The sequence below is a fragment of the Cyanobium gracile UHCC 0139 genome, assembly GCF_034931325.1.
Taxonomy (GTDB): Bacteria; Cyanobacteriota; Cyanobacteriia; order PCC-6307; family Cyanobiaceae; genus Cyanobium; species Cyanobium gracile_B.
The window spans coordinates 554193-579228 of sequence record NZ_JAYGHX010000001.1; the positions used below are offsets into that span (position 1 = coordinate 554193).

Here is a 25036-nt window from a genome sequence, read left to right on the forward strand (position 1 = left end):
CTCTCCGTCCAGGTGACTGCTGAGAAGCAGATGGCGACCAGCCGATTTTCCCGGTCGTCGAGGATGGTTGGATCAGCGGTGTTCATCGTTGACCTTGAAGGTATCGCTGCAATCCAGGCCCAGTCCCATCCGACGCAATCACGGGAAGACATTGGATGACGCCATCGGTAGCCATCCATTAAGGTCGTGCGATGAACGACCAGGAGAAGCTGAACCAACCCAGGGCCATGGAGGGCCTGTGGCATGACACGGTGGCGTCAGGCTTTTCGATGGCTTCAGACCCATTGACCTGCTCGCTGTTGAGGACCCTGGCCGCTTCAAAGCCGTCCGGTCGCTTTCTTGAGCTGGGCTCGGGAACGGGTCTTTCGACGGCATGGATTCTTGATGGGATGGATCAGACGTCGTCTTTGACGACTGTGGACAATGACGCGTCCTTCCTGGGGATTCTCGACAAGCACCTTGGCTCGGATCCTCGGCTGGAGATCGTCTGCGCCGATGGCGATGCGTTCCTGCAGTCGCAGGGGGATGCCCAGTACGACTTCATCTTTGCGGACACATGGTCTGGCAAGTATCGGTTGCTTGATCAAACCCTACAGTTGCTCAGCAAGGGTGGCCTCTACATCATTGACGATATGCTTCCGCAGGCCAACTGGCCTGATGGCCATGCCTCCAAAGTCGACGACTTAATCCATCAGCTCGTCTCCGACACCAGATTCCACGTGACCAAGCTGTCATGGGCGAGTGGCATCATCGTTGCCACTCGGCTTTGAGGTTTCGTATGGATGGATTCGCCTCGCGTCCCAGCTCCCCAAAGCGAAGGGCACCATCGGTCTCAAGAATCCAGAGGATAGAGACCGTCCATTGGCCGGAGATGTTTTTCAGCAGGCTTTCCAGCGGACAGCACTTGGGCTCAGTCATGGGGATGGACTGGTTTCCTTTTGGTAACGAGTGACCTTCTGGTTGCTGCTTTACGCCAGCGAGTGACCGGCTTAGTCTCTGGCAGTTGACCAACAACATGGCTGACGCGATGGCAAACATCCTGCATGTTGACTCCAGCCCACGGAGTGAACGATCCAGGTCTCGAAGATTGGCGCGGGAGTTCATGGATGCCTGGCTGAACAGCCATCCTGATGACGCCGTGACGTATCGGGACTTACGCCTGACACCTGTTCCCCACATCACCGAAGAGTGGATCGCCGCCGACTTCACACCCCCGGAAGCCCTGACAGGTGACATGGCTGAGCTGCTGGCCTTTTCCGATGAGCTGGTCAATGAGTTTCTGGCGGCGGATCATTGTGTCTTCAGCGTGCCCATGCACAACTTTGGAATGCCATCCAACTTCAAAGCCTACATTGATCAGGTGGTTCGCGTGGGCCACACGTTCCTCCTTGAGAACGGCCAGTTCAGCGGGCTGGCCGAGGGCAAGAAGGTGCTTCTCATCACGACCCGCGGTGTCGAGTACGGCCCTGGCTCGCCCTTTGAAGGGTGGGATTGCCTGGAGCCTGGGCTGCGCTATGCGTTTCGATTCATGGGTGTGAAGGATTTTCAATTCATCCAGGCCACCGGGCTGGATCTTGGTGACGATGCCGAGAGAAGGGGGTTGAACACCGCACAGTCAAGGCTCCGGGAACTGGTGTCCAGTTGGTAGCGCCAGCGAGGCACCACCTCGATTCTGTGAAGGTTCAAGCCTGAGCGCCTAGTCTTGCTGGGGTGGCCCCTGTTGTGCTCTGCAGCGTTGATGATCACCTGTTCGCTCCGCTACATCATCGATCCCTACAAGCTCAAGGAATTCGAGCATTACGGCAAGAGCTGGATTCCGCTCGTCGAGAAGTATGGGGGCCAGCATCACGGCTACTTCCTCCCCTCGGAGGGTGCCAGCAATGTCGCCCTGGCCCTGTTCTCGTTCCCAAGTCTGGCCACCTACGAGACCTATCGCGCCAGGTCACTGGACGATCCGGAGTGTCAGGCGGCCTTTCAGTATGCGGAGGATACCCGCTGCATCATCAGCTACGAGCGCAGCTTCTTTCGCCCCGTCTTCGGCGACTGAGTCTGTCGGCGGCCCTGTCTTCCCGATTTCTCTTCACTTTCGAAACGCCATGCCCTACGTCAATGTGCAGATCACCCGTGGGGCCACCCGGGCGCAGAAGGCCCAGCTGGTGAAGGAGATCACGGCGTCCCTCGTCACGGTCCTGGCGAAGAAGCCCGAACACACCCATGTCGTCATTCAGGAGATCGACGAAGAAGACTGGGGATTCGCCGGCGTGCTGACCGACGACTGGAAGGCCGGCCAGGGCCGGGCCGAGCAGGCCTGACACCTGGTCCCAAGGCCACGCCCCGTCCATGGAGGGTCGCTTGCCCCGAGGCGCCCCTCAACTCCGTCTGAGTAGTACGGTACGGTACCGTATCTTGCGTCGGACGCCCCCTGTCGATGGCCGCCCCACCCCGAGACCGCCTCCTCTCGGCCGCCCGGGAGCTGTTCTTTCAGCAGGGTTTCGCCAGGGTCTCCACCGACGCCCTGGCGAAGGCAGCGTCGGTTTCGAAGGCCACGCTCTACAAGCATTTCCCCAGCATGGAGGCCGTGCTGCGGGCCGTTGTCGAGCGTGAGGTGGATGGGTTCGAGCGGGGCGTCCCCATCACCGTGGCCACCGCGGCAGCGTTCCGAGCCGCCCTGGTGCGGTACGGCACCAACCTGCTCGACTTTCTCAACCAGCCCGACATCATCCGGTTCGCCCAGCTGATGTTCGAGGAGGCGCGCGGCAACAGGGGACTGGCCGGCGACTTCTACGACTCCGCCTACGGGCGCACCCAGAACGACCTGGCCCAGCTGATCCAGCAGGGGCTCGACCGCGGCGACCTGCGCTCCAGCCTCCCGGCCGCGGAGCTGGCCGAGCAACTGCTGGGTCTGTGGGAGGGCTTCGGCTTCATCCGTGCCCTGCTCGGCCTCACCCCGCAACCGTTCCCCGACCCCGGGGCCTGGAGCGAGGCCTGCGTGGGCACCTTTCTGGCGGGCCAGGGTTCCGCCCCGCCGCAGGGCGACGACCCCACCCCTTCCCGAGCGGACCCCTGAGCGCCATGGCCATGCACAAGTTCGTTCCACCCACAGGTCCCGGGGACGTCCTCGCCGATCGCCGCCGGCTCTGGATCCTGGGGGCCAGTCGCCTGGCTTTCAGCATCGCGGTGGCGATCGCCACCCACACCGTGTTTCCCCTGCTGCGCTGGATGCAGCAGCGCCGGATTCACCGCGGCGATGTGATCTGGCTGGAGGACATGCCCGGGCCACCCCAGAGCCAGCGCTTCGACCATCTGGCCTTTGTGCCGGCTGACATCACCCCCAATCCCGGTCCGGTCCGCAAACGGGCGCGGTTCATGAAGGTGGAGTATCCCGCCGCCGCCTATCCCTTCGCCTTTCGCCAGCCACCCATCTCCGGGAACGCCATCAATGGCCTGGGGGAGGAGCGCCCCCGCCGGCCCGACCACGTGTTCTTCGGTGATTCCTACAGGCGGGCCTGGGGAAAGCTCGACTGGTATTTCCAGGTGATGGAGCCCACCGCCATTCATCGGCTGATCGTGCGGATGTTCTGGCAGGACCGGGCCCGGGTCGGACCTGTGGCGCCCGGTGTCACCACCCTCGGCACCCCCGAAGAGGCCTCCGCCCACATCAAGGCCCTGGCCACCCGGATCGGTGCCGGATTGGTGGGCATCACCCGCCTGCGTCCGGAGTTCTGCTACCACGACTCCAACCCTGACTTCGCCTACGCCATTGCGGTCGCCGTGCCGATGGATCGGGAGGAGATGCTGCACACCCCCAGTGAGCGCTCCAATCAACAGATCATGCGGACCTACCTGGACGTGAACCGGGTGGCGATCCGGTTGGCCCACGCCATCCGTGCCCTGGGCTATCCGGCCCAGGCGTCCACCAATCTGGCGCCGGGTTCCAGCACGGAGGTGCTGCATGTGCCCATCGCCATCGCGGCCGGCCTTGGCCAGCTGGGCAAGCACGGCTCGATGATCACGCCCGAATTCGGCTCGAATGTCCGTCTGGCCACCGTGCTCACGGATCTGCCCCTGGCCGTCGATCAGCCGAGGGACATCGGTGTGGACGACCTCTGCGCCCACTGCCGCATCTGTGAAACCAACTGCCCCCCGCACGCGCTGTTCCCGGAGAAGCAGCTGGTGCGTGGCCAGCGGCGCTGGTATGTGAATTTCGACAAGTGCGTTCCCTACTTCGCCGAAACCCGCGGCTGCGGCATCTGCATCGAGGTCTGCCCCTGGAGCACACCCGGCAAGGGCCAGGAGCTGATGCGCACCCTGCTCGAACGTCGGCAGGGGCCCGGGGGAGCCGCCCGGACCTGACGTGTGCCACGTTGGCCGGTGTTGTGGTGAGGTGGTGTGCACGAACCGCTCCTGACGGTGCGCCGGGCGACGGCCATGGACGTGCCGGTGCTGGCCCGCTATGGCGTCGCCCTCGCACGGCTGCATGTCGGCTTTGATGCCGACCGTTTCGCCGTTCCGCCGGGTGGCGAGGGCGCCTATGCGGCGTTCTTCCAGGCGGAGCTTCAGCGTCCGGAGGTGGTACTGCTGATCGCCGAGGCCGGTACCCAACCGGTGGGCTACGCCTTCGTGCGGATGGAGCCGATGAGCCTGGTGGAGCTGCGCGGTGCCGGAGCCTGGCTGCACGACATCTACGTGGATCCCGAGGCCAGGAGCGGCGGGATCGGTCGCCGGCTGCTCGAGGCGGCCAAGGAGGCCGCCATCGCCCTGGGCTCCGGCAGCCTGATGCTCAGTGCATCGTCACAGAATGCCGCCGCCCGGCGCCTGTTCGAGGGCGCCGGACTGCGCCCCACCATGGTGGAGATGCGGATCGAACTGGAGGGGTGAAAGCGGCATCGCTGCAGACATCAGCGCTGACGGCCGCACCGCCACCATGGCCGAACAGCTCGCTCGGCTGGCTTCTCCATGAACACCTACACCTTCCTGAGGGTCCCGGTGGCCTACACCGCCGGCCAGATCGATCCGTCCCCGTACGAACAGGCCATCCATGACCAGGCCGCCCGTGGCTGGGATCTGGTTCAGATTTTCGTGGAGAACCCCGCCGCCATGGCCAGCGAGCACGTGCTGATCTTCCGGCGGCCGGCCTAGGGCCCCCCGAGCAGTGGCACCAGTTCCCGCACCGCATCGCCGGCCTTCAGCTCCAGCGCCACGCCGGAACCGCCGCAGTCCTCCGCTGGCAGCTGGTCGGCGCCCAGCCGCAGGCTGCGGCCCTCGCCGCCCTCCAGGGTCACGCCGATCACGCCGGCCTCACCCGCCTGCAGGTCCACCAGGGCGTCGTCGCGCTCCAGGAAGCGCAGGCCGATCTGGCCCATGGCGCCCCGCTGGCAGGGCCGCAGGCTGTCGAGATGCAGGCGCTTCACCTGGCCGCGACGGCTGGCCAGCAGCACGTTGCCGCCCGCCGCCGCCCGCGCCGCCCCCACCACCCGTTCGCCGGGCAGCAGCCGCAGCAGCATCGGCCCCTGGGCCGTGCGGCCCAGCACCGGCAGGTTGGTGTCGTTGATCGCCAGCCGCAGCATCCGTCCGGTGCTGGTGGCCACCACCAGATCCTCCCCCTCCCGGCAGGGCACCACCCGCTGCAGCGCCACCCCCTCCTTCAGCTTCAGCACCGTGGCGGGCCGGCCCGAGAGCTCCAGGAAATCCTCGATCGGCAGCCGCTTGAAGCGCCCATCGGTGCTCAGCAGCCCGATGCTTCCCGACGGCGGCTGCGGCAGCGGCAGCACCTGCACCACCGTCTCCCCCTGCAGGCTGTCGGGGAGGAAGCGTTCCAGCTTCCCAGGGTTCTGGCCGGCGAATTCCCAGCGCAGCAGGGCCACCTTGCCGCCGGCGCTGAAGGCCAGCAACGCCGGCTGCTCGGCCACCGGCAGGATCAGCCGCGCCGGCGGCGGCAGCTCCCCCAGCTCGGCCGCCTGATCCAGGTGCAGCCGGCCCAGCATCTGGGGCGTGACGATCCGCACCGCCCCGTCGGTCTGGATCAGCAGCCGGCCATCGCCGGCCAGGGCCTCGAAGGCCTGCTGGCGCTGCAGCTCGGTGTTGGGCCGCACCGCCGCCGCCCGCTGGGCCACCAGGGCGTCGCCCCCCTCCACCAGCCGGGTGCGGCGCGGGGTGGCGTAACGCTTCTTCAGCCCCTTCAGCTCGCTCACCATCGTGTCGAGCAGGGTGCTGCGGTCGTCGATCAGGTGCCGCAGCCGGGTGCGCTCTTCTGCCAGATCGGCCGCCTCCTTGCGCAGCCCCTCCTGCTCCAGCCCCGTGAGCCGTCGCAGCGGCATCGCCAGCACCGCATCGGCCTGACGCTCGCTCAGATCCAGGTGCACCTGCAGGCTGGCCCGGGCCGTGGCGGCATCCCTGGCCTCGCTGATCATTTCGATCACGCGCTTGAGGTCGTCGAGGGCCTTGATCAGCCCCTGCACCACCTCGAGACGGTCTTCGCAGCGCTTCAACGCATGGGTGGTGCGCCGCAGGATCGTCAGTTCCCGGTACTCCAGGAACTGCTGCAGCATCTGGCGCAGGTTCAGCTGCTGGGGCTGGCCGTTCACCAGCGTCAGCAGGATGGCGCCGAAATTGCTCTGCAGGGCCGTGCGCCGCTGCAGTTCCTCCAGCACCTTCTGGGGTTCGGCGTCGCGCCGCAGCTCGATCACCACCCGCATCCCCTCGCGGTCGCTCTCGTCGCGGATGTCGGCGATGCCGCCGATCTTGCCGTCATTGACCTGCTCGGCCAGCTTCTCGATCCAGCCCGCCTTGCTGAGCTGGTAGGGCAGTTCCGTCACCACCACGGCGCCGCGGCGGTGGCGGCCCTTGCCGGGCTGCACCTCCTCGATGTGGGCCACGCCCCGCATCGGGATGCTGCCCCGGCCGGTGGCATAGGTGTCGCGCACGCCGCTGCCCAGCAGCACCTCGCCGCCGGTGGGGAAATCCGGGCCCGGCACCATCGCCAGCAGCTTCTCCTCCGCCAGGTCGGGCTTGCGGATCAGGGCGATCAGGGCATCCACCACCTCGCCCAGGTTGTGGGGCGGAATGCTGGTGGCCATGCCCACGGCGATGCCGGTGCAGCCGTTGAGCAGCAGGAAGGGCAGCTGGGCCGGCAGCACCGTCGGCTCCTGCTGGGAGCCGTCGAAGTTGGAGGCGAAATCGACCGTGTCGCTGCCGATCTCATCGAGCATCGCCTCGTTGGCGATCGGCGCTAGCCGGGTTTCGGTGTACCGCATCGCGGCCGGCGGGTCGTCGTCCACCGAGCCGAAGTTGCCGTGGCCGTCCAGCAGCGGGTGGCGGCTGGCGAAGGTCTGCACCAGCCGCACCAGGGCGTCGTAGACGGCCTGGTCGCCGTGGGGGTGGTACTTGCCCAGCACGTCGCCCACCACGCGGGCGCACTTGCGGTAAGGCCGGTCCGGGGTCAGCCCCAGCTCGTGCATCGCATAGAGGATGCGCCGCTGCACCGGCTTGAGCCCGTCGCGCACGTCCGGCAGGGCCCGCCCCACGATCACGCTCATCGCGTACTCGAGGTAGGAGCGCTGCATCTCCTGATGCAGGGCGATCGGTTGGACGCGCTCGTCCGGCATCCGGTCCTTTGGCTCAGCGGCTCAGGGCGCTCAGCCTACAGATGGCGCCCGGGGCCCCCCGGGCTCAGGACTCGTCGCCGTTGCCGCCGTCAGCGTCGGTGGCATTGGCCAGGGCCCGCTCCACCGCCGCCTTCAGCTCCGGCAGGGCCAGCAGCTGGGCGGTCACCGCCCGCAGCTTCGGCCCCCACAGCTGCTCCTTCTGGAACTTCTCCTTGACGTAATTGGGCTCCTCCGCCAGGGCCGTCTCGGCCAGCTTCAGGGCCTGGGCCCGCTCCGCCGGTCCCCGCTCGAACAGGGCCGCCGCCAGGGCCAGGGAGGTCTCGGCGATGTCCGGCTTGATCTTCAGCACCCGCTGCCAGCGGCCGATGGCGTCGTTGACGCGGCCGCTCTCGTAGAGCACCAGCCCCTGGTTGTTGATCGCCTCCCAGAAGTCCTTGCGCAGCCCCGACGCCCGCTCGAACGACCCCAGGGCCTCCTGGGTGTTGCCCAGCAGGATCTGGGCATTGCCCAGATCGAAGTAGGCGCCGGCATTCTTGCTGTCCAGCTCCAGCCCCCGCCGCAGCAGGCCGATGGCGTCCTGGGGCTTGCCGTCCCGCAGCGCCAGGGAGCCCTCGGCGAACCAGATGCCGGCGTTGTTCGGATCCAGCTCCTTGGCCCGGGCCAGGGCCACCTTGGCCTTCTCCATCTGGTTGCTGCGCAGCTCCGCCTCCGCCAGCAGCACCCAGCCGCGGGGGTCCTGCGGCAGCAGCCGCACCGTCAGTTCCGCCAGCCGGGCCGCATCCTCCGCCTGGCCGAGGCGCAGCAGCCGCGCCGCCGCCTGGGCGATGCCCAGTCCCGCCCCCTCCAGTTCCTTCTCCTGCGGCAGGTACACGAACGGCACCAGCGCCCGCGCCGGCAGGGCGTAGCCCACCAGGGGGGTGGCCGTCAGCGGCATGGCCAGGCACAGGGAGGAAAACAGTCGCCAGAACCGCCGGCCCACGGAATCACCCCGAATCGCCCCAGCCTAGGGAGCCGTCCCCCGTTGTCCCCAGCCGCCCGCCAGCGCCGCCCGGATATTGCGCCGCCACATGGCCGGCCGGATCCGCCGCAGGGCCGAGGCCCGCAGCCGTTCGTCCCAGTCGCCGTCGCTCCAGCCCAGGGCCTCCGCGCCGCCCAGATCCAGCAGCCATGGGCGGGGCTGCACGTCGTTGTCGGTGGCGACGGGCAGGGGCCGCCGGTTCCAGGGGCAGACCTCCTGGCAGATGTCGCAGCCGGCCACCCAGCCCTGCAGCCGCCCGGCGATCGCCGCCGGCAACGCCGCGTCGCGGTTCTCGATCGTGTGGTACGCGATGCAGCGGCGGGCATCCACCACGAACGGCTCGTCGAGGGCGCCGGTGGGGCAGGCGTCGATGCAGGCCGTGCAGGCGCCGCACAGGGGCTCGGCCGGGCGGTCGGGGGGCAGATCGAGGCTGGTGAGCAGGTGGCCCAGCAGCATCCAGGAGCCCCGCTGGCGATGGATCAGGTTGCCGTTCTTGCCGATCCAGCCCAGGCCCGCCTCCTCCGCCCAGGCCTTGTCGAGCAGGGGGGCGCTGTCGACGCAGGCGCGCCAGGTGGTGCCCGGTGCCACCTCCTCGAGCCAGCGCCCCAGCTGCCGCAGGCGGCCGTCGATCACCCGGTGGTAATCGCGACCCCAGCCGTAGCGGGCCACCCGCAGGCTGCCCGGCGCCCGTTCCCGGGCCACGTGGTAGTTCCAGCCCACCGCCAGCACGCTGCGCACCTCCGGCAGCAGGGCCTCGATCCGGTGGCGGCGGGGATCCTCCATCCAGCCCATCCCCGCCTGGTGCCCTGCCTCCAGCCACCGCTCCAGGGCGGCCGTGCGCAGCGGCAGCCGCGCGCTTCCCGGCACCGCCGCCAGGCCCACCGGTGCGAAGCCGAGCCCTTCGGCCCTGGCCCGCAGTGCCGCCGCCAGTGCGCTAAGGGAAGACGGCGTGCTCAAGGGCTGCCGGTAGAGTCCCACGAATCCGACCTCCCTTGTGTGGCAGCCAGTTCCTCCTCCCGCTTCAGTCCCCTGCTGCGCTGGATGGGCCTCACCCTGGTGGTGCTGCTCGTCCTGCAGCTGGTCGCCGTGCTCACCCTCTGGGACTGGCAGGAGGAGGCCTTCCGCCAGCTCGTGGTGGAGCGACTGATCGGCCAGGCCCCGATGGGTCTGATCGGGCTGCTGCTCATGTACCTCTCCTCCCGCCTGGAAGACCCGTCGGAGGAGCGCACCCCCGTCCTCTGGACCGTCTGCATCATCAGCGGTCTGCTGGCCGTGCTGCTGACCGCCTCGCTGCCGATCACCTTCGGCGGTGACCAGCAGATGCAGCAGCAGGCCGACCAGCAGCTCGCCGCCAAGCGCGGCCAGCTGGAGATGGCCCGTCAGCAGAGCAAGGATCCCGCCCTGCTCCAGCAGCTGATCAAGCAGGCCGAAGCCACCGGCCAGGTGCCCCCGGGCGCCACCGATGAGCAGAAGACCCAGTCGGCCCGGGCCTTCGTCGATCGCCAGCTCGACCAGCTCGAGACCCAGTTCAAGCAGACCGAGCAGACCAGCAAGGTCACCCTCAGCCAGCGCCGCTACGGCGGATCCCTCGGCGCGGTGGTGCTGATCATCGCCTTCACGATCCTTTGCCTCGGCAGTGTCCTGTAAGACCCCCGTGGATCGTTACCGTTAGGGTTTCGCCCCTCCGGACCCCATCCATTGGTCCCATCCAGTAGTCCCAGTTCCGATCAGCCCCTGGGCAACCGGCTGCAGCAGGATCTCAAGAACGATCTGATCGCCGGTCTGCTGGTGGTCATTCCGCTGGCCACCACGATCTGGCTCGCCACCACGGTGAGCCGCTTCGTTCTGGCCTTCCTGACGTCGATCCCCAAGCAGTTCAACCCGTTCAACACCCTCAACCCCCTGCTCCAGGACCTGATCAACCTGGGGGTGGGACTGCTGGTGCCGCTGCTGGGCATCCTGTTGATCGGTCTGATGGCCCGCAACATCGTCGGCCGCTGGCTGCTGGAGTTCGGTGAGGGCACCCTGCTGCGGATCCCCCTGGCGGGCTCCGTCTACAAGACCCTCAAGCAGCTGCTGGAAACCTTCCTCCAGGGCAATTCCGCCCGCTTTCGGCGGGTGGTGCTGGTCGAATATCCCCGCGAGGGGCTCTATGCCGTCGGCTTCGTCACCGGGGTGCTGGGCACGGCCATCCAGGCCGATTTCGGCGAGACCATGCTCAGCGTCTTCATTCCCACCGCCCCCAACCCCACCACCGGCTGGTATGCGGTGGTGCCCGAGCGCCTGGTGAAGGACATCGACCTGAGTGTCGAGGATGCCTTCCGCACGATCATCTCCGCCGGCATCGTCAGCCCCGACGAGCGGGAACCCACCTCCAACCGCAGCTTCGCCAGCCTCCTGGCCCAGCTGCGCGCCCCCCAACCCTCCTGATGCAGAGTCGCACCCTTGCCCGTGAACTGGCCCTGCTGATGCTGGCTCAGGTCAGCGACCGCGGCAGCGGCGCCGAGGCCCCCTCCGGCTCCTTCGATCTGCTGCTGCAGCAGGCCGTCACCAGCCTCAGCCAGCACGTGCGCGAAGCCCTCGACCGCTCCGCCGAGGATCTCCAGCAGGCCCAGCAGCGGCTGCTCGACAGCGAGCTGCAGGACCAGGGGGAGAAGCAGCTGCCCACGGTGCGGCGCCATCTGCAGGAGGGCCTCACCCACGCCGAGCACGCCCTCAACCGGCTCTCGGCCAGTCTGGAACTGCCGCGCCTGCTGCTGCTGGCCGACCAGGAGGCGGTGCAGCGCGACGCCATCGGCCGCATCCGGGCCGTGCTGCGCGACCGCGAAGCCCTCGACGGCCGCATCGATGCGGTGATGGAGGGCTGGCGCCTCACCCGCCTGCCCCGGGTCGACCGGGACATCCTGCGGCTGGCGGTGGTGGATCTGGAGGATTTCGGCACCCCCGCCGCCGTGGCCTGCAGTGAGGCGGTGGAGCTGGCCAACCGCTACAGCGACGAGCAGGGGCGACGCATGATCAACGGTGTGCTGCGGCGCTTCACCGCCGCCCGGGTCTGATCAGGAACGCGATGGTCTTCGATTGGTTCAAACGGGCCCTGGCCCAGCCCGCCCCGGCGCCCGCCGCCGCACCGACACCTGCGCCCCCACCGGAGCCGGAGCCCCCCGCCGAGCCAGAAGCCGCCACGGTTCCGGCCGAACCTGAAGCCGCGGCCCCGGTAGCCGTTCCCCCGTCCGAGGCTGCGCCGGCTGTCGCTGCTGCTGCGCCCCCTCCTGCCCCCGCCACCCCTGCCGGCCCCGGGGTCGACGAGGACGCCCTGGCCTGGGCCCGCCAGGCCTACGCCCGGCTGAAGGCCCAGCAGGAGGCGGCCAGCCAGGCCACGGCGCCGGCCCCTTCCCCCGCACCGGCCCCGGCCGCCGAAGCACCACCGGCCCCGGTCGCCGAGGCACCACCCGCTCCCGAAGCCGATCCCGAGCCGACAGCGGCCACCGCACCCGAACACGAGCCGGCCCCCGAACCCGCCGCCCCGCCCGTGGCGAGCGGCCTTTCCCTGCTGGAGCAGGCCGCCGCCCAGCGCCAGCAGCGCCTCCAGGAGATCACCGCCCCCGCCGAGCCCGCCCCGGTCGCGCCGCCGGCCGCCGCCACACCGGCCACCCCTGCGGCCACCCCCACGGCCCCAGAGGCCGATGCCGCCGACCCCAGCCTCGGCGCCTTCGATGACACCTTCACCTGGTCGGCGGAGGTGCTGGCGGCCCAGGGGCGCAGCGTCGAGGAGGTTTCCCTGGAGGAGATCGACTGGCTGGGCCGGCTGCGGCGCGGCCTCGAGAAGACCCGCAAGGGTTTCGTTACCCAGCTGCTCGAGAACCTCGGCGACGACCCCCTCACCCCGGCCGTTCTCGACGACCTTGAGTCCACCCTGCTGCGCGCCGACGTGGGCGTGAAGGCCACCGACCAGGTGCTGGAAGCCCTGCGCCGCCGCCTCAACGAGGAGGTGGTCGACCCGGCCGAAGGGCTCCGCTTCCTCAAGGAGCAGCTGCGCGGCCTGCTGGAGGAGCCGATCCGCGCCGGCGGCACCGCCCTGCTGGCCCCCCAGCGCGACCGGCTCAACGTCTGGCTGCTGGTCGGCGTCAACGGGGTCGGCAAGACCACCACCCTCGGCAAGCTGGCCAACCTGGCGGTGCGCAGCGGCTACAGCTGCCTGATCGCCGCCGCCGACACCTTCCGGGCCGCGGCGGTGCAGCAGGTGAGCGTCTGGGGGGAGCGCAGCGGTGTGGCCGTGGTGGCCAACCCCAGCGCCAACGCCGACCCGGCGGCCGTCGTCTTCGACGCCATCGGCGCCGCCCGCTCCAAGGGCACCGAACTGGTGCTGGTGGACACGGCCGGCCGGCTGCAGACCAAGCACAACCTGATGGAGGAACTGGGCAAGGTGCGGCGCACCATCACCAAGCTGGCCCCGGAGGCGGCGGTGGAATCGCTGCTGGTGCTCGATGCCAGCCAGGGCCAGAACGGCCTGCGCCAGGCCATGGCCTTCGCCAGTGCCGCCGGTCTCACCGGTGTGGTGCTCACCAAGCTGGACGGCAGCGCCCGCGGCGGCGTCGCCCTGGCGGTGGCCTCCGAGGCGGGCCTGCCGATCCGCTTCATCGGCGCCGGCGAGGGCATCCGCGACCTGCGGCCCTTCAACAGCTTCGAGTTCGTCGAGGCCCTGCTCGCCTCCTGACGCCAGCCTGCCGCTGCTACCTTGCGTGTCCTTTGCGGCCGCTCGGTGAGCAGCCTGCCGCCCCCGCAGCCCCATCCCACCCCCACCACGGCGTCCCGTCCCGGTCAGGGGCTGTCCGTCGCGGCTTCGCTGCGCCAGCTGCTCGACAGCCTGGGCCGGGAGCAGCGCCGCAACCTGGAGCTGCTGGCGTCCCTCTCCTTCGCCCTGCGCAGCTACACCAACCTCAAGCGCTTCCTCGAACTGGTGCCCCTGGTGGCCGCGCGGCTGGTGGAAGGGGAGGGCAGCCTGCTCGTGGTGTTCCACGCCGATGGCCGGCTGTGGCGCGAGCAGCTCCAGGCCACCCCAGGCGAGCGCAGCGCCGAGGTGCTGCGCCAACTGGCCGCCCTGCCCGATGGCCAGCTCCAGAACCAGGACGGGGACGAGGCCGTCGCGGTGCTGCTCGACCCCCTGATCCAGCGCCTGCTCGGCGCCCACCAGGTGTTCGCCACCTCCGTGGTGGCGCGCAGCCGCCAGCGGGGCCGGCTCTATGTGTTCAGCGACCGGCGCGGCTACAGCTGGAGCGACGTGCGCCGCCGGCACCTGCAGCTGGTGGCCGACCTCACCGGTGTGGCCCTGGAGAACGAGCTGCTCCAGCAGGACCGGCGCCGCCATGAGCGGCTCGACCGCCAGCTGAGCATCGGCGCCGAGGTCCAGTCCCAGCTGCTGCCCGACCACTGCCCCGTGATCGACGGCGTCGAGCTGGCGGCCCTCTGCCGCCCCGCCTTCCAGGTGGGCGGCGATTACTACGACTTCATCCCCACCCAGCCCCAGCTCACCGGCCACCGGCGCGAGCAGGCCCCCTGGGCGCTGGTGATGGGCGATGTCATGGGCAAGGGGGTGCCGGCCGGCCTGCTGATGACCCTGCTGCGGGGCATGCTGCGGGCCGAGGTGCTCAGCGGCCTGCCGCCCGACCGCATCCTCCACGACCTCAACCAGCTGGCCCAGGAGGACCTGGCCCACTCGCACCGCTTCGTCACCCTCTTCTATTCCGACTACGACCCCCGCACCCGCCTGCTGCGCTACGCCAATGCGGCCCACAACCCACCCCTGCTCTGGCGCCGCCAGTCGGGCCGGGTGGAGCGGCTCGACACCCCCGGCCTGCTGATCGGCCTGCAGAGCGAGGCCGAGTACGGCTGCGGCGAGCTGCAGCTGGAGCCCGGCGACGTGATCCTCTATTACACCGACGGGGTGACCGAGGCCAGCGGCTTCAGCGGCGAGCGCTTCGACGAGGAGCGGCTGCTGAAGGCCTTCCAGGGCGCCTGCCGGGCCGCCCAAGACGCCCAGGCGATCCTGGATCGGCTGTTCGAGCGCCTCGACCGCTTCGTCGGCAGCGACCGCCGGCTCGAGGACGACGCCTCGATGGTGGTGCTGAAGGTGCGGGACGGGGTGGTGCTGCCCACCCTGCCCGCCACCTGAGACGAATGGCAAGCTGAGGGGCTGAGCGGAATGCCCTGATGGTCGCCGACCCCTCCCCCACCACCTGGAGCGATCGCTTCGAGCAGGGCCTGCATCCGGCGATCGAGCGGTTCAACGCCTCGATCGGCTTCGACATCGCCCTGCTCCAGGAGGATCTCGACGGCTCCGTCGCCCACGCCCGCATGCTGGGCCGCTGCGGAGTGATCAGCGAGCCGGAGGCGGAGCGCCTGATCGAGGGGCTCGAAGCCATCCGCTCCGAAGCGGCCGCCGGGCGGTTCACGCCCGGCCTGGAGGCGGAGGACGTCCATTTCGCCGTCGAACGGCGCCTGATCGAACTCCTCGGTCCCCTGGGCAAGAAGCTGCACACCGGCCGCAGCCGCAACGACCAGGTGGGCACCGACCTTCGCCTGTGGCTGCGGCGCCGCATCGATGCCATCGACGCCGCCCTGGTGCGCTTCGAGCGGGCCCTGCTGGTGCGGGCCGAGGCCCACCCCGACACCCTGATCCCCGGGTACACCCACCTGCAGCGGGCCCAGCCGGTCTGCCTGGCCCACCACCTGCTCGCCTACGTCGAGATGGCCGAGCGCGACCGCCAGCGCCTGGCCGACGTGCGTCGCCGCGTCAACATCTGCCCCCTCGGGGCGGCGGCCCTGGCGGGGACGCCGGTGCCGATCGATCGCCGCCAGACCGCCGCCGAGCTGGGCTTCGAGGCGATCTACGCCAACAGCCTCGATGCGGTCAGCGACCGGGACTTCGCCGTCGAGACGATGGCGGCCCTGTCCCTGGTGATGGCCCACCTGAGCCGTCTGGCGGAGGAGGTGATCCTCTGGGCCAGCGAGGAATTCGGCTTCGTGGGGCTCACCGACCGCTGCGCCACCGGCAGCAGCCTGATGCCCCAGAAGAAGAATCCCGATGTGCCCGAACTGGTGCGCGGCAAGAGCGGCCGGGTCTTCGGCCACCTGATGGGGCTGCTGACGATGATCAAGGGTCTGCCCCTCGCCTACAACAAGGACTTCCAGGAGGACAAGGAAGCCCTCTTCGACGGGGTGCGCACCTGCCTCGACTGCCTGGAGGCGATGGCCGTGCTGTTCGAGGAGGGGCTCGACTTCCGCCCCGCCCGGCTGGAGGCCGCCGTGGCCGCCGATTACTCCAATGCCACCGATGTGGCCGACTATCTGGTGGCCCGCGGGGTGCCGTTCCGGGAGGCCTACCAGCTGGTCGGTGGGCTGGTGAAGGCCTGCCTGCTGGAGCAGCGGCTGCTGGCCGATCTGCCCCTGGAGCGCTGGCAGCAGCTCCATCCCGCCTTCGAGGCGGACATCCACGCGGCGATCGCCCCGCGCCAGGTGGTGGCGGCCCGCCGCAGTGAGGGCGGCACGGGCTTCGAGCGGGTGGCCGAGCAGCTGGCTCTGGCGCGGCAGCGCCTCGATCGCACCCCCTGAGCTCCCCCGATGGGCGTTGGAATCGCGGGTCTACGTCTAATCTTGGGGGGTCTCGGGCGCCTGCGCGCCCCATCGGTTCCCCCTCATCGGTCAGTGAGTATTTTCGTCGGCAATCTTCCCTTCCGCGCCGAGCAGGAAGACGTGGCTGAACTGTTCGCTCCCTTCGGCGAAGTGGTCAACTGCTCGCTGCCGCTGGAGCGCGACACCGGCCGCAAGCGCGGCTTCGCCTTCATCGAGATGGCCGACGCCGACACCGAGACCAAGGCCATCGATGCCCTGCAGGGCGCTGAGCTGATGGGTCGTCCCCTGCGCATCAACAAGGCGGAACCCCGCAGCGGGGGTGGTGGCGGCGGCGGCGGTCCGCGTCGCGGTGGCGGTGGTGGCTACGGCGGTGGTGGCGGTGGCGGTGGCGGTTATGGCGGCGGTGGTGGCTACGGAGGTGGCGGTGGCGGCTATGGCGGGGGTGGCGGCGGCTACGGCGCCGACCGCGGTTCCGGGGCCAGGGGCTGGGAGGACCGCAGCTACGGCGGCGGTGGAGCTGGTGGTGGCGGTGCCGCCCCCGATTCCTTCGAGGCGGGCCGCTCCCGCCGGCGCCGCAGCGGCGGTGGCGGTGGTGAGTACGGCGGCGGCGACTACGGCGGCGCCGAGGTCTGAGCCGCCTTACAGGCCCCGTTCCTCCAGCTGGCGGGCGGCCGCCTCCAGCACGGCGGGGCCGGCGCCCGCCTGGCCGGCCTCCCGGGTCAGCCAGCCGCGCCAGTGGCGGGCTCCGCTGACCCCCTCCACCACCTGCACCAGGTGCCGGGCAATTGGCCACAGCCGCCCCCCCGAGGCGCACCAGCGTTCGGCGTGGGGCAGCACCCCCCGCACCACCGTCGAGGCCCGTGGCTCCCCGCCGCCGGTGTCGCCGAAGATCCGGCCGTCCACCCCCGCCCAGCGCAGCGGGTGGGCGTAGGCGGCCCGGCCCACCATCACCCCGTCCACCAGGGCCAGCTGCTCCTGGCAGGGGCCCAGGTCCTCCAGGCCGCCGTTCAGTTCGATCGTCAGCTGCGGCCGCTCCCGTTTGAGGCGGTGCACCAGGTCCCAGCGCAGGGGCGGCACGGTGCGGTTCTGCTTCGGGTCGAGGCCGTTCAGCCAGGCCTTGCGGGCGTGCACGGCGAAGCGGGCGGCGCCGGCCGCCGCCAGGTTGTCGACGAAGGCCAGCAGTTCCTCGTAGGAGTCCCGCTCGTCGATGCCGATGCGGTGCTTCACCGTCACCGGCAGCGGGGTGGCCGCCGCCATCGCCGCCACGCAGCGGGCCACCCGCTCCGGCTCCGCCATCAGGCAGGCGCCGAAGCGGCCCTGCTGCACCTTTTCACTCGGGCACCCGACGTTCAGGTTGATCTCGTCGTAGCCCCAGTCGGCCCCCATGCGGGCGGCCTCCGCCAGCAGCTCCGGGTCGTCGCCGCCGAGCTGCAGGGCGAGGGGGTGTTCGCCCGGGTCGAACCCCAGCAGCCGCTCCAGCCGCTGCTGCCGCTCCCCCATCCGGGAGGGGGAGCCATCGCGGGCGATGTGGTGCAGGGCCCGGGCCACCACCATCTCGGAGTAGAGCAGGCAGTGCCGGCTGACCTGCCGCATCAGCACCCGGAAGTGCCGATCGGTGCAGTCCAGCATGGGCGCCACACTGAAGCGGTAGTTGTGCTCCATCGCCCCATGCTGCCCAGCCGTGCCTCCGTGGTGGTGGTGGGAGGGGGTCCGGCCGGCTTCATGGCCGCCATCGCGGCGGCGGAAGCGGCTGCCGGCCACCTCTCTGGCGGGGTGCTGCTGCTGGAGTCCACCCCCGAGCCGCTGCACAAGGTGCTCATCAGCGGCGGCGGCCGCTGCAACGTCACCCACGCCTGCTGGGATCCGCGGCTGCTGGTGGATCACTACCCGCGGGGCGGCAAGGCCCTGCGGGGCCCCTTCTCGCGCTTCGCGCCCGGCGACACGGTGGCCTGGTTCCAGGCCCATGGCCTGCAGCTGGTGGAGGAGCCCGACGGGCGCCTGTTCCCCCGCTCCAACCGTTCCTCCTCGGTGGTCGACACCCTGCGCCGGGCGGCGACCGCCGCCGGGGTGGCGCTGCACACGGCCGAGGCGGGCCAGACGGCGGAGGCCCTGCCCGGTGGCGGTTTCCGGCTGCGGCTGCGATCGGGGGCCGAGCTGCTCGCCGATCGCCTCGTGCTGGCGACGGGCAGCCACCCCAGCGGCCACCGCATCGCCGCCTCCCTGGGCCATGGCCTGGTGGCGCCGGTGCCCTCCCTGTTCACCCTCACCCTGGCCGACCACCCCCTGCTCGACCTGGCCGGGGTGGCGATGGACCCGGTGCAGCTGGAGCTGCTGCTGACCCCCCTGGCGGACCGCGCCACGGCCGCCACCGCCACGGCCCCCGCCTCGGCCAAGCCCCTGCGGCAGCGGGGGCCCGTGCTGATCACCCACTGGGGCCTCAGCGGGCCGGCCACCCTGCGGCTCACGGCCTTCGCCGCCCGGGCCCTGCGGGAGCGTCGCTACCGGGCCGAGCTCCGGGTCGACTGGACCGGCGGCCGCAAGCCGGCGGAACTGGAGAGCTGGTTCGCCGCGGCACGCCGGGAGCAGGCCCGGCGTCAGCTCGGCAACTGGCGTCCCTGGCCCGACCTCAGCCGCCGCCTCTGGCTGCACCTGCTGGCCTTGGTGGGACTCGACACCAGCCTGCGCTGGGCCGATCTCCCCCGCCGCGGGGAGCAGGCCCTGGTCACGGCCCTGCGGGACAGCCGCTACATGGTCTCCGGCCGCGGCCCGTTCGGCGAGGAGTTCGTCACCGCCGGCGGCATCCCCCTGGCGGAGGTCAACCTGGCCACGATGGAGAGTCGCCTGCGGCCGGGCCTGTTCCTGGTGGGGGAACTGCTGGACGTGGACGGGGTGACCGGCGGCTTCAACTTCCAGCACTGCTGGAGTTCGGGCTGGCTGGCGGGCCAGGCCCTGGCAGCCCAGATCACGGGCGCGTAGGCCTCAGCGGACGTGCTCGTAGATCGAGAACATTGGCAGATACATGGCCAGCAGCACCGATCCCACGATGATGCCCACCAGGACGATCATCGCCGGCTCCAGCATGGAGGTCATGGCCTTCACCATCGTGCTGACTTCGTCTTCGTAGAAGTCGGCCACCTTGGAGAGCATGGCGTCCATCTCGCCGGTTTCCTCGCCGATGGCGAGCATGTTCACGCACATCTCTGGAAACACGTTCTTCAGCCGCAGGGCCGCGCTGAGGGGCATGCCCTCGCTCACCTCATTCTTGGAAGAGATGATGGCATCGGAGATCACGGAATTGGTGGCTGTTTCCCTCACGATCTCCAGGGACAGCAGGATCGGTACGCCCGCCTTGGAGAGGGAACTCAGGGTGCGGCAGAACTGGGCACTGGCCGATTTCTGCAGCAGGTCCCCGAACAGGGGCAGCTTCAGCAGCAGGCCGTCGATCTGGCGGCGACCCATCGGTGTGTTGTAGGTGGACACCACCCAGAAGGCGAAGCCGACCAGGGCCGCCAGCAGGATCAGGGCCTTCCAGGAGCGCAGGAATTCACTCAGATTCAGCATCATCTGGGTGAACAGGGGCAGCTCCGCCCCCAGCTGCTCGAAGACGCTGGAGAAGGTGGGGATCAGGAAGATCGTCATGCCCAGGAACACCGCGATGGCGATCACCAGGACCGTGACCGGGTAGCTCATCGCCCCCTTGATCTGGTTCTGGAGCTTGGCGTTGTCCTCCAGCAGCTTGGCCAGACGCTTGAGGGTGTCGTCCAGGACGCCACCGGCCTCACCCGCCTCCACCAGGGCGATGCTGAGGTTGTCGAACACCTTCGGCCAGCGACGCATCGCATTGCCCAGGCTGTCGCCCTGGTTGACGTCCTGGGTCATGCCGGCGAGGGCCTGGCGCATCTTGTTGGAGCGCTGCTGGACCCGCATCAGGTCGAGGCTGCGCAGGATCGGCACGCCCGCATCCACCAGGGCGGAGAGCTTGTTGGCGAACAGGGCCTTGTCGCGGATGGTCACCGGACCCTCCAGCAGGTCGGCCAGGCCGCTGAAGGAGGAGGCCGGCTTCTTGGCGGCCGCGGCCTGGGGAACCTTGGGGGCCTCCTTGCGCACCAGGGTGTTGGCCAGGATGCCGCGGCGTCGCAGCTCCCGCCGGGCGACGGAGGGGCTGTCGGCGTTCAGCGTCATCTCCCGGCGCTGGCCCGACTTGGTGGTGTAGGTGACGACGAAGGCGGTCATGGCGGGCCTCAGCGGTCGAGCAGCCGTACGAGCTCCTCGGGTTTGGTGGTCTTCAGCATCGCCTCCTCGCGGGTGACCCTGCCGTCCTCCACGAGGTTGGCGAGCGCCCGCTCAAGGGTCTGCATGCCCTGGCTGGCGCCGGTCTGGATCTGGGAATAGAGCTGGGAGCTCTTGCCTTCCCGGATCAGGTTGGCGATGGCGGGGGTGTTGATCATGATCTCCTGGGCCATCACCCGGCCGAAGGCTCCGTTGCCGGTGGGCTCGGCGCTCCTGCAGAGGGTCTGGGAGAAGACCGCCAGCAGGCTGCCGCTCAGCTGCACCCGGATCTGGGTCTGCTGGCCGGCCGGGAACACGTCCACCATCCGATCGACGGTCTGTCCGGCGGAACTGGTGTGCAGGGTGCCGAAGACGAGGTGGCCGGTTTCGGCGGCGGTGATGGCCAGCTGGATCGTCTCCAGATCGCGCAGTTCCCCCACCAGGATCACATCGGGATCTTCCCGCAAGGCCGCCCGCAGGGCGTTCGAAAAGCTGCGGGTGTCCTCATTCAGTTCCCGCTGGTGAATGATCGATTTGTTGTTCCTGTAGGTGAACTCGATCGGATCTTCAATGGTGAGGATGTGTTCTGAACGGGTGGCGTTGATGTGCTCGATCAGGGCAGCCAGGGTGGTGGTCTTGCCGGAGCCTGTCGGTCCGGTGACGAGGACGAGCCCCTTCGGTTTGCTGCTGATCTCCTCGACGATCGGGGGCAGTCCGAGTTTCTCGAGGCTGGGGATGGAGTTGCCGAGCGCCCTCAGGCAGGCCGCATAGGTGCCTCTCTGGCGGTACACGTTGATCCGGAAGCGGGCCACGCCCTTGAGGCCGTAGGAGCAGTCGAGTTCCCAGTTCTGCTCAAGATTCTTGCGCTGGGCGTTGTTCAGCAGGGAGAAGATCAGCCGGTTGCAGCTCTCCTCGGTGAGCTGGGTGTCCTGAATGATGGGACGAAGCTGGCCGCTGAAACGGCCGTAGGGGGGATTGCCTGCGGACAGGTGCAGGTCGCTGCCTCCAGCCTTCACCAGTTCCTGCATCAGGTCTTCGATGAGGAGATCCATCCTGCTCAGCTCCGAACGCACAGACAGTAGGGACATTCCAACCATTCGTCCTCAAGGCCGGCCCCGCAGCTGCGGCAGGTGAGGGTGCTCAGGGCGCGGGCGCGCCGTTCCGATTCCAGGCCCGTGTCGGTGAGCAGCATGCGCTCCACCTCCTCGAGGGTGGTCAGCCCCTCCCGCACCAGGTCAAGGCCGTAGCCGAGCAGGGTTTTCATGCCGCTCTCCAGGGCCAGGCGCCGCAGCTCCTCGGTCGTCGCCCGCTTGGCCACGGCGGCGGAGAGGGTCTCGTTCATGCGCAGGATCTCGTAGACCCCCACCCGGCCCTTGTACCCCCGCCCCTGGCAGGCGCTGCAGCAGCCCTCCGAGCCCGGCAGCACCGTGTTGGCCCGGTAGAAGGAGATGTCGGTCTCGTCGGAGGCCACCAGGCCGAAACGGGCCAGTTCGCCGTGGTTCGGGTGGTAGGGGATCCGGCACTCGCTGCACAGGCGGCGCAGCAGGCGCTGGGAGACCACCCCCAGCAGCGAGGCGCTGACCAGGAAGGGCTCCATGCCCATTTCGTCGAGCCGGGCGAAGGCGCTGGCGGCGTCGTTGCAGTGCAGGGTGGTGAGCACCAGGTGGCCCGTCAGGGCCGCCTCGATGGCGGTGCGGGCGGTCTCCAGGTCGCGGGTCTCCCCCACCAGCAGCACGTCCGGGTCCTGCCGCATGAAGGCGCGCAGGGCGGAGCTGAAGTCGTAGCCCTTCTCCCGGTTCACCTGGGTCTGGGTGATGCCCTGGAGGGTGTATTCGATCGGATCCTCGACCGTGGAGATGTTGATCGAGGGGTCGTTGCGCTCCGAGAGCAGGGCGTAGAGGGTGGTCGACTTGCCGGAGCCCGTCGGTCCGGTGACCAGGATCATCCCGAAGGGCTTGGAGCCGATGTCCCGCAGGGTGGAGCGTGCTTCCTCGTCCGTGATCAGGGTGTCCAGGCCCAGCTGGGTGGCGCCGCTGTCGAGCAGTCGCAGCACCACCTTCTCGCCGTAGCGGCCGGGCAGGGTGCTGACCCGGAAGTCCATGGTGCGGCCGCGGAAGTTGCGGCGGATCCGGCCGTCCTGGGGCATCCGCCGTTCGGCGATGTCCAGGTCGGCCATGATCTTGAAGCGGGAGGTGACCGCGGGGATCAACGTGCGGGGCAGCTTGTCGATGCTGCGCAACACGCCGTCCTGGCGGAAGCGGACCAGGAGGCCATCCTCCTGGGGCTCCACATGGATGTCGCTGGCGCCGCTGGTGAGCGACTCGATCAGGATCCGGTCGACCAGGCTCATCACCGGGGAGATCCCCTCGCCTGAGCTGCTGGCTTCGAGGTCCTCGGTTTCCGGCGTGATCGGCCCCTGGGGGGTGGCGGCCTGACCCAGATCAAGATCGCGGAACAGGGAGGTGTGCTCCGCACCGGTGACCTGTGGGCGCTGGGTGAGACCTTCTGATGGCATCGACGGGAAGGATCGGAAGCGAAGCCGGGCTGAGGAGCCTTGGGTGGAGCGTGGCCGAGGTGCGGGCTTCCACCGCTTGTGGAGTGGGCTCCTGGCCATTCAACATAACGGCATCTGACATCCCTGCCAGAACGCATGACCGGCGACATCACTCCCCCCCATGAGGAACGGATCGATCCCCGGGAGGGCGCGGTCGACGCGGCCCGGGTGGAGGAGCTCCTCGAGACCCTGCCGGTGAACCCCGACGGCGCCCCGGACCCCACGGCCTCCGCCCAGGATCCAGGCTCACCGGCCGCCGCCCCCGCTGCAGCGTCGGACGCCACCGACCCCGGCGCTGATCGCGTCGGCCAGCTGGAGACCGAACTGGCAGCCCTCCGCAGCGAGAACGAGTCGCTGCGGGGCCAGTACATGCGCATCGCGGCCGACTTCGACAACTTCCGCAAGCGCCAGACCCGCGACAAGGAGGATCAGCGCCTGCACATCACCTGCACCACCCTCACGGAGATCCTGCCGGTGGTGGACAACTTCGACCGGGCCCGCCAGCAGCTCAACCCCCAGAGCGAGGAGGCCCAGAGCCTGCACCGCAGTTATCAGAACCTCTATAAACAGCTGGTCGACGTGTTCAAGCAGCTGGGGGTGTCGCCGATGCGGGTGGAGGGGGAACCCTTCGATCCCTCGCTTCACGAGGCCGTGCTGCGCGAACCCAGTGAGGAGCATCCGGAGGACGTGGTGATCGAGGAGCTGCAGCGGGGCTACCACCTCGACGGCCGCGTGCTGCGGCATGCCCTGGTCAAGGTGTCGATGGGTCCCGGCCCGGCCGGTGGGTCCCGTCCTGACGCCTCGGCGCCTCCCAGCGAGGGGACGTCCGACTGATGGCCGATTACTACGAGCTGCTCGGTGTCAGCCGGGACGTGGATGCCGACAGCCTCAAGAAGGCCTATCGGCGTCTGGCCCGCCAGTACCACCCGGATGTCAACAAGGATCCGGCCGCGGAGGACCGCTTCAAGGAGATCGGTCGGGCCTACGAGGTGCTCAGCGATCCCCAGGCCCGGGCCCGCTACGACCAGTTCGGTGAGGCCGGCCTGGGCGGCGGCGGCGGCATGCCTGACATGGGCGACATGGGCGGCTTCGCCGACCTCTTCGAGACCTTCTTCAGCGGATTCGGCGGGGCCGGCGGTGGCGCCGCGCCCGGGGCTCGCCGCCGCGGCCCCCGCCAGGGCGACGACCTGCGCCTGGATCTCACCATCAGCTTCAGCGAGGCCGTCTTCGGCAGTGAGAAGGACGTCCAGATCCGGCACCTCGAGACCTGCACCACCTGCAACGGTTCCGGGGCCAAGGCGGGCAGCGGCCCCACCACCTGCGGCACCTGCGGCGGTGCCGGCCAGGTGCGCCGCGCCACCCGCACCCCCTTCGGCAGCTTCACCCAGGTGGCCCCCTGCCCCACCTGCGACGGCACCGGCCAGGTGATCGCCGATCCCTGCAATGCCTGTGGCGGCCAGGGCCTGCAGCAGGTCCGCAAGAAGCTGCGCATCAACATCCCCGCCGGCGTCGACACCGGCACCCGGCTGCGGGTCGGCCAGGAGGGCAACGCCGGCCAGCGGGGCGGGCCGGCCGGGGATCTCTACGTCTTCCTCACCGTCCAGTCCCACCCCCACCTGCGCCGCGACGGCGTCACGGTCCATTCCGAGGTGTCGCTCAACTACCTCCAGGCGATTCTCGGCGACACGATCGAGGTCGAGACGGTCGACGGCCACGAGCCGCTGGAGATTCCCGCCGGCACCCAGCCCGGGGCCGTCATCACCCTCCAGGGCAAGGGGGTGCCCCGGCTGGGGAATCCGGTGGCCCGCGGCAACCACCAGTTCACCATCAAGGTGCAGCTGCCCACCAAGCTCAACGGCGAGGAGCGCCAGTTGCTCGAGCAGCTGGCCGGTCACCACACCAGCAAGGGCCAGCGTCACCACCACAAGAGCGGCCTGTTCGGCGGCCTGTTCGGTTGAGGGT

25 protein-coding genes are annotated in these 25036 nt (G+C 69.5%); 18 read left to right on the forward strand and 7 right to left on the reverse strand.

Translation table 11 applies throughout. From position 1 onward, the window contains the following. Positions 1 to 191: 191 nt before the first annotated feature. The 8 genes from VB738_RS02720 (at position 192) to VB738_RS02755 (ending at position 5139) form a co-directional block, all read left to right on the forward strand. On the forward strand, positions 192 to 770 hold the full coding sequence (locus VB738_RS02720; RefSeq protein ID WP_190612031.1) for an O-methyltransferase: 579 nt from the start codon (positions 192 to 194) through the stop codon (positions 768 to 770). Between the two features lie 257 nt (positions 771 to 1027). After that, complete coding sequence (locus tag VB738_RS02725; protein ID WP_323304397.1) at positions 1028 to 1648, forward strand: FMN-dependent NADH-azoreductase; 621 nt, start codon at positions 1028 to 1030, stop codon at positions 1646 to 1648. Between the two features lie 90 nt (positions 1649 to 1738). Further along, positions 1739 to 2047 carry an NIPSNAP family protein gene (locus VB738_RS02730; protein ID WP_106222216.1) on the forward strand — a complete coding sequence of 103 codons (309 nt, stop codon included), beginning with the start codon at positions 1739 to 1741 and terminating at the stop codon, positions 2045 to 2047. Between the two features lie 49 nt (positions 2048 to 2096). Continuing rightward, entirely contained in the window at positions 2097 to 2312 is a 216-nt protein-coding gene (locus VB738_RS02735; RefSeq protein ID WP_323304274.1) for a 4-oxalocrotonate tautomerase family protein, read from the forward strand. A 116-nt stretch (positions 2313 to 2428) separates the two neighbouring features. Further along, complete coding sequence (locus tag VB738_RS02740) at positions 2429 to 3067, forward strand: TetR/AcrR family transcriptional regulator (RefSeq protein ID WP_323304275.1); 639 nt, start codon at positions 2429 to 2431, stop codon at positions 3065 to 3067. Positions 3068 to 3072: 5 nt separating this feature from the next. Continuing rightward, positions 3073 to 4353 (forward strand): 4Fe-4S dicluster domain-containing protein, encoded by a 1281-nt coding sequence (locus tag VB738_RS02745; RefSeq protein WP_323304276.1) that lies wholly within the window; start codon positions 3073 to 3075, stop codon positions 4351 to 4353. 36 nt (positions 4354 to 4389) lie between these two features. Continuing rightward, positions 4390 to 4878, forward strand: coding sequence for a GNAT family N-acetyltransferase (locus VB738_RS02750; RefSeq protein WP_323304277.1), 489 nt, complete (start codon positions 4390 to 4392; stop codon positions 4876 to 4878). Between the two features lie 78 nt (positions 4879 to 4956). Next, on the forward strand, positions 4957 to 5139 hold the full coding sequence (locus VB738_RS02755) for a DUF4177 domain-containing protein (RefSeq protein WP_094586332.1): 183 nt from the start codon (positions 4957 to 4959) through the stop codon (positions 5137 to 5139). Here the strand turns inward: VB738_RS02755 and VB738_RS02760 are convergent. The 3 genes from VB738_RS02760 to queG all read right to left on the reverse strand — a co-directional run bounded on the left by VB738_RS02760 (position 5136) and on the right by queG (position 9579). Next, positions 5136 to 7604 carry a DNA topoisomerase (ATP-hydrolyzing) gene (locus tag VB738_RS02760; protein ID WP_323304278.1) on the reverse strand — a complete coding sequence of 823 codons (2469 nt, stop codon included), beginning with the start codon at positions 7602 to 7604 and terminating at the stop codon, positions 5136 to 5138. The two genes, VB738_RS02755 and VB738_RS02760, sit on opposite strands and share 4 nt — an antisense overlap. 64 nt (positions 7605 to 7668) lie before the next feature. After that, complete coding sequence (locus tag VB738_RS02765; RefSeq protein ID WP_323304279.1) at positions 7669 to 8583, reverse strand: tetratricopeptide repeat protein; 915 nt, start codon at positions 8581 to 8583, stop codon at positions 7669 to 7671. Positions 8584 to 8607: 24 nt separating this feature from the next. Continuing rightward, a complete protein-coding gene (queG, locus tag VB738_RS02770) occupies positions 8608 to 9579 on the reverse strand; it encodes a tRNA epoxyqueuosine(34) reductase QueG (protein WP_323304280.1) in 972 nt (323 codons plus the stop codon). Between the two features lie 39 nt (positions 9580 to 9618). Between queG and VB738_RS02775 the strand changes: the two genes are divergently transcribed. The 7 genes from VB738_RS02775 to VB738_RS02805 all read left to right on the forward strand — a co-directional run bounded on the left by VB738_RS02775 (position 9619) and on the right by VB738_RS02805 (position 16884). Next, complete coding sequence (locus tag VB738_RS02775) at positions 9619 to 10269, forward strand: HpsJ family protein (RefSeq protein ID WP_323304281.1); 651 nt, start codon at positions 9619 to 9621, stop codon at positions 10267 to 10269. 51 nt (positions 10270 to 10320) lie between these two features. Then, entirely contained in the window at positions 10321 to 11052 is a 732-nt protein-coding gene (locus VB738_RS02780) for a DUF502 domain-containing protein (protein ID WP_254947056.1), read from the forward strand. Then, positions 11052 to 11678: a transcription antitermination factor NusB gene (nusB, locus tag VB738_RS02785; protein WP_323304282.1), complete on the forward strand. Its 627-nt coding sequence runs from the start codon at positions 11052 to 11054 to the stop codon at positions 11676 to 11678. Before VB738_RS02780 ends, nusB begins: the two co-directional genes overlap by 1 nt. An 11-nt stretch (positions 11679 to 11689) precedes the next feature. Further along, positions 11690 to 13336, forward strand: a complete 1647-nt coding sequence (gene ftsY, locus VB738_RS02790; RefSeq protein ID WP_323304283.1) for a signal recognition particle-docking protein FtsY — start codon at positions 11690 to 11692, stop codon at positions 13334 to 13336. Positions 13337 to 13381: 45 nt separating this feature from the next. Continuing rightward, positions 13382 to 14791, forward strand: a complete 1410-nt coding sequence (locus VB738_RS02795) for a PP2C family protein-serine/threonine phosphatase (RefSeq protein ID WP_416233140.1) — start codon at positions 13382 to 13384, stop codon at positions 14789 to 14791. Between the two features lie 38 nt (positions 14792 to 14829). Then, positions 14830 to 16230 carry an argininosuccinate lyase gene (argH, locus tag VB738_RS02800; protein ID WP_323304284.1) on the forward strand — a complete coding sequence of 467 codons (1401 nt, stop codon included), beginning with the start codon at positions 14830 to 14832 and terminating at the stop codon, positions 16228 to 16230. 93 nt (positions 16231 to 16323) lie between these two features. Next, positions 16324 to 16884, forward strand: a complete 561-nt coding sequence (locus tag VB738_RS02805; protein ID WP_323304285.1) for an RNA-binding protein — start codon at positions 16324 to 16326, stop codon at positions 16882 to 16884. A gap of 6 nt (positions 16885 to 16890) precedes the next feature. Here the strand turns inward: VB738_RS02805 and dusA are convergent, their stop codons facing one another. Next, positions 16891 to 17913, reverse strand: a complete 1023-nt coding sequence (gene dusA / locus VB738_RS02810; RefSeq protein ID WP_323304286.1) for a tRNA dihydrouridine(20/20a) synthase DusA — start codon at positions 17911 to 17913, stop codon at positions 16891 to 16893. Positions 17914 to 17919: 6 nt separating this feature from the next. Between dusA and VB738_RS02815 the strand changes: the two genes are divergently transcribed. Beyond that, a complete protein-coding gene (locus VB738_RS02815) occupies positions 17920 to 19227 on the forward strand; it encodes an NAD(P)/FAD-dependent oxidoreductase (protein ID WP_323304287.1) in 1308 nt (435 codons plus the stop codon). Positions 19228 to 19230: 3 nt separating this feature from the next. Here the strand turns inward: VB738_RS02815 and VB738_RS02820 are convergent, their stop codons facing one another. Genes VB738_RS02820 through VB738_RS02830 form a run of 3 tightly spaced genes read right to left on the reverse strand, consistent with a single transcriptional unit; the run spans position 19231 to position 23035 of the window. Continuing rightward, a complete protein-coding gene (locus VB738_RS02820; protein ID WP_323304288.1) occupies positions 19231 to 20484 on the reverse strand; it encodes a type II secretion system F family protein in 1254 nt (417 codons plus the stop codon). Positions 20485 to 20492: 8 nt separating this feature from the next. After that, positions 20493 to 21572, reverse strand: coding sequence for a type IV pilus twitching motility protein PilT (locus VB738_RS02825; protein ID WP_323304289.1), 1080 nt, complete (start codon positions 21570 to 21572; stop codon positions 20493 to 20495). A 5-nt stretch (positions 21573 to 21577) separates the two neighbouring features. Beyond that, positions 21578 to 23035, reverse strand: a complete 1458-nt coding sequence (locus tag VB738_RS02830; RefSeq protein WP_323304290.1) for a GspE/PulE family protein — start codon at positions 23033 to 23035, stop codon at positions 21578 to 21580. 135 nt (positions 23036 to 23170) lie between these two features. On the opposite strand from VB738_RS02830, the gene grpE reads away from it, so the two are divergent. Further along, positions 23171 to 23908: a nucleotide exchange factor GrpE gene (grpE, locus tag VB738_RS02835; protein WP_323304291.1), complete on the forward strand. Its 738-nt coding sequence runs from the start codon at positions 23171 to 23173 to the stop codon at positions 23906 to 23908. Beyond that, a complete protein-coding gene (dnaJ, locus tag VB738_RS02840; RefSeq protein ID WP_323304292.1) occupies positions 23908 to 25032 on the forward strand; it encodes a molecular chaperone DnaJ in 1125 nt (374 codons plus the stop codon). Before grpE ends, dnaJ begins: the two co-directional genes overlap by 1 nt. Positions 25033 to 25036 lie beyond the last annotated feature (4 nt).

Coding starts and splice junctions, on each gene's coding strand:
- VB738_RS02720 (WP_190612031.1), top strand. CDS start 192: ATGAACGACCAGGAGAAGCTGAACCAACCCAGGGCCATGGAGGGCCTG.
- VB738_RS02725 (WP_323304397.1), top strand. CDS start 1,028: ATGGCAAACATCCTGCATGTTGACTCCAGCCCACGGAGTGAACGATCC.
- VB738_RS02730 (WP_106222216.1), top strand. CDS start 1,739: ATGATCACCTGTTCGCTCCGCTACATCATCGATCCCTACAAGCTCAAG.
- VB738_RS02735 (WP_323304274.1), top strand. CDS start 2,097: ATGCCCTACGTCAATGTGCAGATCACCCGTGGGGCCACCCGGGCGCAG.
- VB738_RS02740 (WP_323304275.1), top strand. CDS start 2,429: ATGGCCGCCCCACCCCGAGACCGCCTCCTCTCGGCCGCCCGGGAGCTG.
- VB738_RS02745 (WP_323304276.1), top strand. CDS start 3,073: ATGGCCATGCACAAGTTCGTTCCACCCACAGGTCCCGGGGACGTCCTC.
- VB738_RS02755 (WP_094586332.1), top strand. CDS start 4,957: ATGAACACCTACACCTTCCTGAGGGTCCCGGTGGCCTACACCGCCGGC.
- VB738_RS02760 (WP_323304278.1), bottom strand. CDS start 7,604: ATGCCGGACGAGCGCGTCCAACCGATCGCCCTGCATCAGGAGATGCAG.
- nusB (WP_323304282.1), top strand. CDS start 11,052: ATGCAGAGTCGCACCCTTGCCCGTGAACTGGCCCTGCTGATGCTGGCT.
- ftsY (WP_323304283.1), top strand. CDS start 11,690: ATGGTCTTCGATTGGTTCAAACGGGCCCTGGCCCAGCCCGCCCCGGCG.
- argH (WP_323304284.1), top strand. CDS start 14,830: ATGGTCGCCGACCCCTCCCCCACCACCTGGAGCGATCGCTTCGAGCAG.
- dusA (WP_323304286.1), bottom strand. CDS start 17,913: ATGGAGCACAACTACCGCTTCAGTGTGGCGCCCATGCTGGACTGCACC.
- VB738_RS02815 (WP_323304287.1), top strand. CDS start 17,920: ATGCTGCCCAGCCGTGCCTCCGTGGTGGTGGTGGGAGGGGGTCCGGCC.
- VB738_RS02820 (WP_323304288.1), bottom strand. CDS start 20,484: ATGACCGCCTTCGTCGTCACCTACACCACCAAGTCGGGCCAGCGCCGG.
- VB738_RS02825 (WP_323304289.1), bottom strand. CDS start 21,572: ATGGATCTCCTCATCGAAGACCTGATGCAGGAACTGGTGAAGGCTGGA.
- VB738_RS02830 (WP_323304290.1), bottom strand. CDS start 23,035: ATGCCATCAGAAGGTCTCACCCAGCGCCCACAGGTCACCGGTGCGGAG.
- grpE (WP_323304291.1), top strand. CDS start 23,171: ATGACCGGCGACATCACTCCCCCCCATGAGGAACGGATCGATCCCCGG.
- dnaJ (WP_323304292.1), top strand. CDS start 23,908: ATGGCCGATTACTACGAGCTGCTCGGTGTCAGCCGGGACGTGGATGCC.